General features: G+C 42.4%; 10 protein-coding genes. 5 read left to right on the top strand and 5 right to left on the bottom strand.

What is annotated here, in order from left to right; all coding sequences use genetic code 11:
* Positions 1–122: 122 nt before the first annotated feature.
* Both RMY31_RS19055 and RMY31_RS19050 read right to left on the bottom strand, forming a co-directional pair.
* Positions 123–686: a hypothetical protein gene (locus RMY31_RS19055; protein ID WP_409878082.1), complete on the bottom strand. Its 564-nt coding sequence runs from the start codon at positions 684–686 to the stop codon at positions 123–125.
* Between the two features lie 32 nt (positions 687–718).
* Positions 719–3,310: a hypothetical protein gene (locus RMY31_RS19050; RefSeq protein WP_409878081.1), complete on the bottom strand. Its 2,592-nt coding sequence runs from the start codon at positions 3,308–3,310 to the stop codon at positions 719–721.
* Positions 3,311–3,997: 687 nt separating this feature from the next.
* Between RMY31_RS19050 and thrC the strand changes: the two genes are divergently transcribed.
* The gene (thrC, locus tag RMY31_RS19045) at positions 3,998–5,302 is read left to right on the top strand and encodes a threonine synthase (protein ID WP_322658089.1); all 1,305 of its coding nucleotides are present in this window, start codon (positions 3,998–4,000) and stop codon (positions 5,300–5,302) included.
* Between the two features lie 99 nt (positions 5,303–5,401).
* Complete coding sequence (locus RMY31_RS19040) at positions 5,402–5,677, top strand: MoaD/ThiS family protein (RefSeq protein ID WP_322658088.1); 276 nt, start codon at positions 5,402–5,404, stop codon at positions 5,675–5,677.
* Between the two features lie 99 nt (positions 5,678–5,776).
* Here RMY31_RS19040 and RMY31_RS19035 read toward each other — a convergent pair whose 3' ends face one another.
* Complete coding sequence (locus RMY31_RS19035; protein ID WP_322658098.1) at positions 5,777–6,130, bottom strand: hypothetical protein; 354 nt, start codon at positions 6,128–6,130, stop codon at positions 5,777–5,779.
* 135 nt (positions 6,131–6,265) lie between these two features.
* Between RMY31_RS19035 and RMY31_RS19030 the strand changes: the two genes are divergently transcribed.
* Together RMY31_RS19030 and RMY31_RS19025 are read left to right on the top strand one after the other, a co-directional pair.
* The gene (locus RMY31_RS19030) at positions 6,266–7,327 is read left to right on the top strand and encodes a low specificity L-threonine aldolase (RefSeq protein ID WP_322658087.1); all 1,062 of its coding nucleotides are present in this window, start codon (positions 6,266–6,268) and stop codon (positions 7,325–7,327) included.
* Between the two features lie 93 nt (positions 7,328–7,420).
* Positions 7,421–8,140, top strand: coding sequence for a DUF2996 domain-containing protein (locus RMY31_RS19025; RefSeq protein WP_322658086.1), 720 nt, complete (start codon positions 7,421–7,423; stop codon positions 8,138–8,140).
* A 52-nt stretch (positions 8,141–8,192) separates the two neighbouring features.
* Here RMY31_RS19025 and RMY31_RS19020 read toward each other — a convergent pair whose 3' ends face one another.
* On the bottom strand, positions 8,193–8,687 hold the full coding sequence (locus RMY31_RS19020; protein WP_322658085.1) for a TM2 domain-containing protein: 495 nt from the start codon (positions 8,685–8,687) through the stop codon (positions 8,193–8,195).
* 465 nt (positions 8,688–9,152) lie between these two features.
* Here RMY31_RS19020 and acsF point away from each other — a divergent pair, with 465 nt between their 5' ends.
* Positions 9,153–10,229 carry a magnesium-protoporphyrin IX monomethyl ester (oxidative) cyclase gene (gene acsF / locus RMY31_RS19015; protein WP_322658084.1) on the top strand — a complete coding sequence of 359 codons (1,077 nt, stop codon included), beginning with the start codon at positions 9,153–9,155 and terminating at the stop codon, positions 10,227–10,229.
* Positions 10,230–10,319: 90 nt separating this feature from the next.
* Here acsF and RMY31_RS19010 read toward each other — a convergent pair whose 3' ends face one another.
* Complete coding sequence (locus RMY31_RS19010; RefSeq protein WP_322658083.1) at positions 10,320–11,510, bottom strand: type I restriction endonuclease; 1,191 nt, start codon at positions 11,508–11,510, stop codon at positions 10,320–10,322.
* Positions 11,511–11,576: the final 66 nt, after the last annotated feature.

The raw sequence follows: 11,576 nt of genomic DNA, 5'->3' as shown, positions 1-11,576 counted from the left end.
GTTTAACTTTAAAAATACATAGATACAAAATTGCCTTTCTCCCCTTACCTAATAGGAAAGGGGGTTGGGGGTTAAGTTCATGTTTCGTGTTTAATCCAACTGAGAATCACTTATCCTGTAAATCAGCGCACCTGAGTTTGATAAGTTGCTTTGACTGTTGTTTTCACCGCCACCGATGGAATTTGTAAGCGAATGTTGGTATAAGCACTAGCTGGTGCTGATTGAGTTTCCACTTTGCCGTTAGGGAGGGTAACTTTAACGGTAGGATTTTCTACGAAACTGCGTCCGCCATCGATGCTGTAAGTAATTTTGGCATCGTTAGTCACATTGGCAGATTTCAGCACGTATACCATTTGTTTGGGAATGGGTTGATTTAGAATCAAATTATTGACTGGGCGATCGCTCTTGTTCTCACTAATTAAGGTATAACGCAGCACATCTCCTGGTTGTACCACAGCTTGACCCTTCAAAGCTTGCCAATTTTTGCTTTGCTTACCTTGCCGATCCTTTACCACCACTTGCTTTTCCGCTTCCAAGCGCAGCTGTATTTGTGGTTGACTTTTGATATTCTGAGCAGTTGCGCTTCCAGACTGCCATAAAGAAGCCACTCCCGGTATCTGGCTGACTATTGGAACTGTAGCGACTAGAGCTATGGCTCCTATACCTGCAATAGAAACACCCTTCATCTGAATAACCTCTAAAAATTTGCGGAAACTACTTAATTAACCTTGCGTTGGAAGGTAAATGTTCTTTGCTCACCTGGCGCTACTCTGCCAGTAATGGTGTCTACATACTTAGTGACATCGGTAGTCACCGTGGTTCCAGTTTGGTCAATACCAGATGTGTTAGCTGGGTTATTACCACTGTAAAATTGGATGGTTGCAGCCCCAGAATCCTTAGCTGAACCCACAATATTACTGGTATCAATTTGACCGTTATTATCGTTGTCTAACGCCCAATTGTTAGAACCAGCAGGAGTATCATCAGCGGTTGTGCCATCTTCAACAATCACAACCTTGTCAGCATTCAAAATTACGTTACCGCTGCCAGATTGAGCATCAGAAATATTTTTATACCGAATCTGGTACTCAATAATGTTTCCAGGTGCAGGTGTTCTTGGTACATCAGCAACATTGGCATTTGGATCGATCCCATTGAAAGCTGGTGTAGATTCAAAGTCATCTTGACCTGCGCCAATTGCTGGCCCAGTTCCCGGTAGAACTCGTGACACTTTCACCAGTTTCAAATAGCCAGTGTATACGCGATCAATAGTGATGTTTTGACTATCAGGTGTACCATCTGCATTCGTATCAATAGAGGCAGTTATATAGACTGGGTAGCCAAATTCTTGGTCGCCTGGGTAGTCTGGGATGGTATCGGTTGACAGGGATGTATTGGCTGGCAAATCTACTTCTACACCATAGTTAATAGTTGCACCAGCAGCAACGTTAGGGATGGTAATTGGTGTAGGGGTTGTAAAGGTTCCTGTTCCTTGATTGTAGGTATAGACAGCAGACTGACTACCATAAGTAACTGTCACCTTTGTACCATCCGGTAAATCTTTGGGATTGGCTGGTGGAGTTGGCGTTAGCGTGATATTGCCAGGGTCAGTGCCGCTGTTCCTAATTGTGTTGGTAAATCCTACCGCTGCTGGGTCAATTTTTGTACCAGGGGCTGTACCCGCAGGAATGAGGGAAGATTTGTTAGTGAAGTCATCGTTGGTTTGACCCGATGGTCCAACAGCATCTGGTGTATTCTGCGGCCCGTTGAGTACCGCTGAGTTAACAGGTGTTTGCACTGTGAAGGGGTTTGCTTCACCGCCTGGGCCAGTACCACTGTTGTTGTTACCTGGGTCAGTTCCTGTTTCCGGATTGGTTGGGGCATCAATATAGCCGTCATCAACACTGGTAGGCGGTAAAGTATTGGGAACACCATCATTATTGGTATCTGTACCCGGAGGTGGTGTCATACTACCTGGAGAGCCGTCGTAGTTGCTGGGATTTTGGTCGCCAGATTCGTCGTATACAGGGGCGTTAGTACCGGGAGTTTGACCGAACAATTGGGCGATGTTAGCAACAGTTAAGGGTGAAGTTGCAGTTGATTCAATAGCTACCTGAATCGAGAAGCCACTAACTGTGGCACCAGGAGCAATGGAAGTAACTGAAGATGGCTGATTGATAAAACCAACGCGAGTTACACCAGCCAGAGTGTCAGCACCTTGTAAAGGAAAGGTTTTCCAATTGGTTGTATTGGCATCAGTCGTCACTGGGTCAGTGGTATAGACTGCTTGCCAACCAGGAGGGGGAGTTGGTGCAACTGCCAAATCTGTACCCGCAGGAATCGCATCAGAAACCAAGATGTAGGTGGCAGCCGTACCATTAACGTTGATGCTTGTACCCACCAGTGGGGCTGGGGTAATTCCTTGTCCTGTTGGGTCATTGGACTCCACCCGCACGCTCAAATCGTAGGTGAGTTTATCATCTGTAATTTGAGGTGTGCCAGCATTGCTGTAAGTACTGCGAGTTTTGAGAATCGTGGCTAACGTATAAGTCTTGGCAGTGGAACCAACCTGAATTTGAGCGGTGGCACTAGCTTCTCGCGTACCGTTGACGGGTGAACCAGCTACCTCACCAGCAACGCTACCATCAGGGTTATCTGCGGTATAAACGTCACCACCATCGGGATTCCGCAGTTGGTTTTGAGCATTACCAGGAGTATTACCAAGAGTAACGGTAATTACGTCGTTGGTTTGAGCGCCAGCTTGTACGGTGACAGGCACGCGCACCAAAACTGTACCACCAGGCGAAACCGAGGGTGTGAATACCTCAGTGCTAGTGATATTTACCCAAGTTGCACCACCGTCGGTGCTGTATTGCAGGCTATTAGGTGTACCACCAGGCAATGTACCAGAAACTGTACCCGGCCCAGTTGTTGTAGCGAGGTTAGGAATCCGGAATTGCGTGGGGTCGTTACCTACGTTTGTCAGAGTGTAGGTGTATATCAGTAAATCCCCAACTCCAACAGAACCACCGTTGCTATCTTCGACACCAGAAGCTGAGACGGTGATACCAGCAACTTCTGCTACAGTAACAACGACAGTGTTAGAGGTAGCATTTATTGTTGTTCCCGGACTATTGGGATCTTCGTAGGTCGCAGTCGCTGTGTTGCTAATAGATTGACCAGCAGTTGTGCCTTCAGCTAATACAGGTGCTACAAGTTGGAAAATTCCATTAGCTAATAATGCTGTCGCTACTAAACAACGGTAAAATTTAAATTGCTTATTTTTGGTAGATTGCTTCGGAAATTTCATCGCATTAGTGTAGTTGCTCGGTAAATTTTTCTGTTGATATTTTCAACAGAAATAAAACGCATAATTTGCCTGATGTCTCAAATCCAGGCTGCGGATTGAAGACATTCAGACACAAAAAACATTGTCTCGGAAGAATAATTATTGCCTGAGACTGTCAATATATAGCTATTTTTTAGGTATTTATAGCAGTACGCAACCTCTGATTACGCTCTACTAACTTAGGTTCTAAAAGTTTTTGGTTACTAACCTTAAACTGGTGATTTTTTCAAATCAAGAATCTAATAGTAGAACCTTAAAACGAAGATCGTAGAATTTAAAACAGTTTAATTACTGGTATTAAAATAAATTTACTTTTGTCAAAAACAGTATTGTTACTTAAATAGTTCACAGATAGCTTAAATAGTTTTTATACAAATACACTAAAGCTTTAGTGGAGTCAGGGAATTTATTTACACATACTTAAGTAGATTGTATAACTATGTATACCAGTAGGCATAAAAATGTTCTTCCGTAGAGAATTATCACTCTGCACTTTTGGAATTTAGTCAAGCAATTACCTTGATGTTCACCTGGATTTTATTTTAAGTAAACTAAACCCGATAATTTTAGTCGGGTATGTTTGACTAGCGTTTTTCCTCGTGTTACTATTCATCGGACAGTTGACGGACGAACAGGGAAAGCTAGTTTATGACTCAGGCAACAACAACACCTACCCCAGCAACCACCGCCACATTTAAATCCTTGAAGTGTAAGGAATGTGGTGCAGAATACGAACTCAAAGCCAGCAATGTTTGTGAGTTATGCTTTGGCCCGCTGGAAGTCTTGTATGACTACAGCGCCCTACGTCGCACTGTCACTCGTGAAAAAATTCAAGCTGGGCCGAATTCTATTTGGCGTTACCGTCCCTTTTTGCCTGTCGCAACTGACAATGTGATTGATGTGGGAACCGGGATGACTCCGTTGGTTCGTTCCCACCGTCTCGCACGTCGCCTGGGTTTAAACAAGCTTTATATCAAAAATGATGCCGTCAACATGCCCACCCTCAGCTTCAAAGATCGGGTGGTGTCTGTTGCCCTCACCCGGGCACGGGAATTGGGTTTCACTACAGTTTCCTGCGCTAGCACAGGGAACTTGGCAAATTCTACAGCTGCGATCGCAGCTCACGCTGGTTTAGATTGCTGTGTGTTCATCCCCGCAGATTTAGAAGCAGGTAAGATTCTGGGTAGCTTGATCTACAGTCCCACCCTAATGGCAGTGAAAGGTAATTACGATCAGGTAAATCGTCTCTGTTCGGAAGTTGCTAATACACATGGCTGGGGTTTTGTCAACATCAATTTGCGCCCATACTATTCTGAAGGTTCCAAAACTCTGGGATTTGAAGTCGCCGAACAATTGGGTTGGGAACTACCAGACCATATTGTTGCCCCTCTCGCTTCTGGTTCGCTATTTACCAAAATTCATAAAGGCTTCCAAGAATTTGTCGAAGTCGGTTTAGTAGAAGGCAAAAATGTCCGTTTCAGTGGCGCGCAAGCTGATGGTTGTTCTCCTATCGCCGAAGCATTTAAACAAGACCGCGACTTTATTAAGCCAGTGAAACCGAATACAATTGCTAAGTCAATTGCAATTGGCAATCCAGCAGACGGAATTTATGCTGTTGAAATCGCTAAGAAAACTGGCGGTAATATTGAATCAGTCAATGATGCAGAAATTATCGAAGGAATCAAGCTGCTGGCAGAAACCGAAGGCATCTTTACAGAAACAGCTGGTGGTACAACTGTTGCCGTGCTGAAAAAACTGGTAGAAGCTGGCAGAATCGATCCAGATGAGACTACCGTGGTTTACATCACTGGCAATGGTCTGAAAACCCAAGAAGCTGTACAAGGCTACATTGGCGAACCCTTGACTATTGATGCCAAACTCGATAGCTTTGAACGTGCCCTTGAGCGTTCTCGTACACTCGATCGCTTGGAATGGCAACAAGTCCTCGTTTAGTTAGGAGTTATGAGTTATGAGTTGTGAGTTTTTTTCCTAACTCCTAACTCTTAACTTGATTCCTAACTCCTCACTCTTCACTCTTAACTTTCTATCTCTATGTCTGTAACAGTTTTAGTTCCTACTGCGCTACAAAATTTTACTAATAACCAAGCTACCCTAGAATGTAGTGGTAGTACGATTGCTGAACTTTTAGAGTCTTTAGAAAAAAGCTTTCCTGGGATTAAAGCACGGTTGTGTGATGAGCAGGGAAAGCCACGCCGTTTTCTGAATTTGTACCTCAATAGTGAAGATATCCGCTTTTTAGAAGGGACAGATACAGCCCTGAAAGATGGTGATGAAGTCAGTATTGTGCCTGCTGTCGCTGGAGGCTGACGTAGGTGAAACCTACTATTTAGTAAATATATCCTCAAGGTTTGTTATTAGGGGCACAAAACAGTGCCCCTATATTTTCGGTAGATTTTGCTTGATTAATTATATAGCGATCGCCTCATTAAGTCTTTGCTGCCAAAATTCATTGTCGTTAATAGTGAAGATAATCCGCTTATAGGATTCATCTTGTAACTCAATGGTTAAATAATTTGTTTCTCTATTCACATACCAAAATTCTTTGCCCCGGTTTGTGTAATAAGTGCCAGCTTTAATTAATCCAGGCACAAAACTACCAGGGGCACGCAGTTCTTTCCAATTGCTTTGAGGTTCGGCTGTCGTAACTTGTTGGATATGGATAAGTGGTATTTCCCAAAGTTTATGGAAGCGAACAGCTAGTAGTTGCTCTTGACATGTAAATTCTATCTGCAATTTTTCGTCAATTATACTCAACTGCATCATTAACCTCTTCGTCAGTAGTTTTTTCCTTAGTGTTCCCCTAAAACACCTTCTCATCACTGGTGTTACCTTTGAGTTGGAACTGCTGCCAAGATTGTTAACTAATATTTTGTAAATTACATGAAAGTAGAGATTATGAGTAGCCACTCAGAACAGTTTGCGAGTGATAATTGCTCTGGCATTTGTCCGGAAGCATTGGAGTACATGATTCAAGCCAATCAAGGCAGTGCGCCAGCTTATGGTAATGATGAATGGACTCAAAAAGCAACAGATTATTTTCGAGAACTCTTTGAAATTGATTGCGAAGTATTTTTTACCTTTAACGGTACAGCAGCCAATTCTTTATCATTAGCTGCACTTTGTCAGTCATATCACAGTGTGATTTGTCATGAGACAGCGCACATAGAAACAGATGAATGTGGCGCACCTGAATTTGCTTCCAATGGTTCTAAACTGCTACTTGCTAAAGGAGAAAATGGCAAGTTAACACCGCAAGCAATAGAAGCAATAGTAACTAGGCGTGCTGATATTCATTATCCCAAACCTAAAGTTATTAGCATTACTCAATCAACTGAATTAGGAACGTTATATTCTATTGAAGAACTTCTGGGGATTAAAGAAATTGCGCGAAAGTATAACTTAAAGATTCACATGGACGGCGCTCGTTTTGCAAATGCAGTTGCTGCTATGAATAAAAGCCCTGCGGAAATGACCTGGAAAAGTGGTGTAGATGTTTTATGCTTTTGCGGTACCAAAAATGGGATGGCATTAGGTGAAGCAATTCTTTTTTTCAACAAAGCATTAGCAGAAGATTTCGATTATCGATGTAAGCAAGCCGGTCAGCTAGCCTCAAAAATGCGATTTATTTCTGCTCCTTGGTTAGGTTTGTTAGAAACTGGCGCGTGGTTAAAAAATGCACGACATGCCAATCAATGTGCTGAATATTTAGAAAATCAACTATTAAATATAGAAAGCGTTGAAATTATGTTTCCGCGAGAAGCAAACGCCGTTTTTGTCAAACTACCTGAGCATGTTATTCAAAGCTTAAAAGGTAAGAACTGGCAATTTTATACCTTTATTGGTGTGGGAGGAGTGCGTTTTATGTGTTCCTGGAATACAACCCAATCCAAAATTGATGAATTGCTAAGAGATATTAAGGAAGCGATCGCGTCCCAGTCAAGAGTCCAAAGTCGTTGACTGTTGACCATTGACTAATGTCAAAATAAAGGTAACTTACTACTTAACGGTGAGCGATCGCTCTGAAAGCTAAATTAAGGATTGACCTGAGCAATGGCAGAAGAAAAAAATCATAATGAAGCTGGCGAAGTGGCTCCCAGCAATGTTGACAAGCAGGCTCCCAGTGTCGCTGAAGAACACGCTCCTAGTACAGACTCACCTGAAGCGACAGACATTCCTACTGCCAACGCGCCAGACCCCAAAGCAGTAAACCCAGAAACTAACCCCAATGCTGCTAAGCCAGCTGCTGCATCTCCCAAGCGAGAAAAACCCAGCGCCGGAGAAAAATCGGTCGCCGCAGCTAAAGCCGCAAAAGCAGAAAAACCCGCCACCGGAGAAAAATCCGACGCAGGAGAAAAACCTGCCGCAGCTAAAGCCACTGCTAAAAAGGAGAAAGCTCCCTCTGTTGAAGACAAGCCGTTTGTAGAGTTCATCCAGCAAGACTACTTGCCAGCTGTGCAAAAAGCGATCGCTGAGCAAGGAGTAAAAGATTTACAATTATCTTTTGCAAAACAGAAGGTTCCCATCGTTGGCTTTCAATCAGCCGAAGAGTGCTGGCAAGTGGTTGGCAGTTGGCAAAAGGGCCTGTTCAACTTTAATCTATATTTTCCTGAAGAAGATATTCAAGGGAAAAAAGGATTTTCTTGTTATGAGGGCAAAAGACCTAGCACTCTTGAGTCATTCCTCATCGATGAGCGCAAAATTACACTCGATCTACTGGTATTTGGCTTAGTGCAGCGTTTGAACGGTCAAAAGTGGCTAGGTCTAAATTAGTCAAGAGTCAAGAGTCAAAAGATTAGTGACATCGAATCATTGACTAATAACTTTAAAGTTCATGGAAATGGTAGGTGACGGCTCCAGTAATGGGGTCGTTATCTATTTTTACATAACCTGATTTCAGCAGTTCTTTAAGAGTAGCTTCTACTTCAGCAAAACTAGCTCCCGTTGTTTTCACACCTTGAGTGACAGTTAAGCTACCACCTCTGCTTTCTGCTACTTCAATCAGTTTAACCATGAGCTGGTTACCAGTGGGACGGTAGACTTGAGTAGCGATCGCAGCTTTATTCAAGGGTACACCCAAGGGAGATAGACCTGCTTTTGCTCTCAGGTTCAGTTCGTAATCGTCAACCATATTAGAGACGAGAAACAGATCGACGAACTGCCCTACGTACAACAAACCTCCAGTACACAGCCACAACAAACCTGTCCCTATCTTGCCATTGTATAAACGGTGCAGCCCTCCCAGACCCATAAACCCAACTGCACACAAGATGTAAGAGACAAGAAGACGGTCTTTATGCTGATTGTTTTCAAGATTCATCTTGTTTTCAACCCCTTGGATTTACTCTTGTTGTCTAAGATGGTTTTTTTATGCCGTTTTGTTTCACATCAGCCAATCACAGGAAAATCCCACAACCAAGCATGAAAAAGGAATATTCCGTACTTCCCAACGCCATTTACTACAACTTTGGGAACCAAAACAACGCAGTGACTCCTCCCCACTCCCTTATTTCAGTCAAGCCGGCAGATTTATATATGGGATATACTTCATCATTCAACCTTAATACTTCATTCTTGAGTTGGCTACCAATTCTCGATTCTCGATTCCGCAAATTATTGATGTATTGTTGCAACTCTTAACGTTTTATGTAACAGTTTCCTGGCTACACCTTGGTAGACTGAACTTTATACAAATAAATTATTGTCAGCTGCTGCACCGTGTGAGAGCATTACCTTTGGCTTTCTAGTGTACTCAAGATAATAAAGGCAAAAGAGCAATCAAGACATGGTAGATTCCCTTAAAAAACCAGGCTTTGAAGAAATGCGGCCAGGGATTAAAGTCCCGGCAAAAGAAACCCTGTTAACACCCCGGTTTTACACTACCGATTTTGATGAGATGGCGCGGATGGACATCTCCGTCAATGAAGACGAGTTAAGAGCCATTTTGGAAGAGTTTCGCACCGACTACAACCGCCATCACTTCGTTCGGGATGCCGAGTTTGAACAATCCTGGGATCATATTGACGGGGAAACTCGCCGATTGTTCGTAGAATTTCTAGAACGTTCTTGTACGGCAGAGTTTTCTGGATTTTTGCTGTACAAAGAACTCGGTCGCCGATTGAAGGATAAAAGCCCCGTCTTGGCAGAGTGCTTTAACCTGATGTCACGGGATGAAGCGCGTCATGCTGGCTTTTTGAACAAAGCTCTGTCAGACTTCAATATGTCGTTGGATTTAGGGTTTTTGACTAAGAGTCGCGCTTATACCTTTTTTAAGCCAAAATTCATCTTCTACGCCACTTATCTTTCAGAAAAAATTGGCTATTGGCGCTATATCACTATTTATCGTCACCTAGAAGCGCACCCAGAAGACAGAGTTTATCCAATTTTCCGCTTCTTTGAAAATTGGTGTCAGGATGAAAACCGTCACGGTGATTTCTTTGATGCCGTCATGAAAGCCCAACCACAAATATTGAATGACTGGAAGGCTAGGCTGTGGAGCCGTTTCTTTCTATTGTCAGTGTTTGCAACGATGTATCTCAATGACATCCAGCGTAAGGACTTTTATGCCACCCTTGGACTAGATGCGCGAGAATACGACATCTATGTAATTAAGAAGACCAACGAAACTGCGGGCAGAGTCTTCCCGTTAATGCTGGATGTAGATAATCCAGAGTTTTATCAACGGTTGGATGTATGTGTCAAGAATAACGAAAAATTGACAGCGATTTCCAACTCCAACACTCCAAAATTCCTGCAATTCTTCCAGAAGCTACCAATTTTCATCTCACATGGGTGGCAGTTGCTGCGGCTGTACATGATGAAACCAATTGATGCTGTTCCCGCTCAAGGTACGGCTCGCTAAGTTATAAATTTTGTGCAAAAGAGTTAGTGGTTCTGTACTCAACAGAACCACTTTTTTTATGGAAACTGCCGATAAAGCAAAGAATTATAGTTAAGCTGATTTTTTTATTGTTTGGTGCTTGGCTGCTTCTGCTTCATAACACCTGAGAATCAGTGATGCAAGCTTATCAATATCAGTCACAGAGGTAATGATTACTTTTGATGCTGCATCTCCTAGTGAAGCTGTTATTTCCTGCACTTCAAAATTTGGTGCTAGGGACTTGACTTCATTTATACTTAATCGGGTAATAATACTTTTTTTCTGCGAAGACAGATACAACCGCAGAAACCACCAGGTAGTTTTACCAAGATTTATACCAAAGTAGGAAGCAGTGTCTTTATACTTAACTTCAAAACTGTAGCTTTTTGAGATTTGCGTAATAGCTTTAATTTGTTCAAAAGCTGTGATTTCCTCAGCCGTTGTAACTATTTTTGATTCTTGAGGATCTTGAGGTTCCTCTTCTTCTTCAATCTCTGGTTCTACTTCTATTTCAACAGGCTGAGAAATTTCTTGGCTTAGTGAGCGTGTCATTAACTCTACTAAACTTTGCTGAATTGACTTTTTGACAATGGGTTTAAATTTTTCAATAACTCTGCCAGTAATTCGACCTTGAATTTCATAACCAGGGACAACTGCACCAATTTCAGCTACTAAAAAGCGAACAAACTCTTCAGAAGGAGAACGTAAAAGATTACCTACAAGTTGAGTCATGCCTTTTACATATACCATTTCTTCAGCATGACTGGTAATAGCTACTGCATCAAAATTGTCACGGTGAAAGAATTTGAGGTTATCAATATCTTTTGAGTCATATTCAAAGATATTAAAAGTAAAAAAAGGCTCTTTGTCCATAATATTTTTGTGACGCAGGTCAGTGAAGAAACGGTACTCAATACCGTTTGTCACTACAGCTACTTTTGTTGTTACAAGAGCATTAAAATAACGGCTAAGTTGCCCATCATGTACTTCAGCTTTTTGACCTCTAGCTTTTGCTTCTACGAGCATAACTATATTACCGTTAATAGCTAGAGCATAATCTACCTTTTCAAGCTGCCGCGCTCTTCTTTCAGCAAAGTCTGCTACATATTCTGGCATTACTTCGCTAGGGTCATAAACATCATAGCCAAGAGCGCTCAAAAAAGGAACAATCAGTGACATCTTAGTAGATTCTTCACCAACCACTTGGTCAGCTCGCTTACGCACTTGTTCAGATACCTTGGCAATATCATCAGTGAATCCCATCTTGCTTGCTCCTGGTAGATAAGTAGTTATTAATACAGAGTTATTGTGAATTCGTCGTCACCCTTA

Origin of the sequence: Dendronalium sp. ChiSLP03b, assembly GCF_034531165.2 — a bacterium.
Taxonomy (GTDB): Bacteria; Cyanobacteriota; Cyanobacteriia; order Cyanobacteriales; family Nostocaceae; genus Dendronalium; species Dendronalium minutum.
This window is presented reverse-complemented; position numbering and strand designations above follow the sequence as displayed.

Coding starts and splice junctions, on each gene's coding strand:
- RMY31_RS19055 (WP_409878082.1), bottom strand. CDS start 686: ATGAAGGGTGTTTCTATTGCAGGTATAGGAGCCATAGCTCTAGTCGCT.
- RMY31_RS19050 (WP_409878081.1), bottom strand. CDS start 3,310: ATGAAATTTCCGAAGCAATCTACCAAAAATAAGCAATTTAAATTTTAC.
- thrC (WP_322658089.1), top strand. CDS start 3,998: ATGACTCAGGCAACAACAACACCTACCCCAGCAACCACCGCCACATTT.
- RMY31_RS19040 (WP_322658088.1), top strand. CDS start 5,402: ATGTCTGTAACAGTTTTAGTTCCTACTGCGCTACAAAATTTTACTAAT.
- RMY31_RS19035 (WP_322658098.1), bottom strand. CDS start 6,130: ATGCAGTTGAGTATAATTGACGAAAAATTGCAGATAGAATTTACATGT.
- RMY31_RS19030 (WP_322658087.1), top strand. CDS start 6,266: ATGAGTAGCCACTCAGAACAGTTTGCGAGTGATAATTGCTCTGGCATT.
- RMY31_RS19025 (WP_322658086.1), top strand. CDS start 7,421: ATGGCAGAAGAAAAAAATCATAATGAAGCTGGCGAAGTGGCTCCCAGC.
- RMY31_RS19020 (WP_322658085.1), bottom strand. CDS start 8,687: ATGAATCTTGAAAACAATCAGCATAAAGACCGTCTTCTTGTCTCTTAC.
- acsF (WP_322658084.1), top strand. CDS start 9,153: ATGGTAGATTCCCTTAAAAAACCAGGCTTTGAAGAAATGCGGCCAGGG.
- RMY31_RS19010 (WP_322658083.1), bottom strand. CDS start 11,510: ATGGGATTCACTGATGATATTGCCAAGGTATCTGAACAAGTGCGTAAG.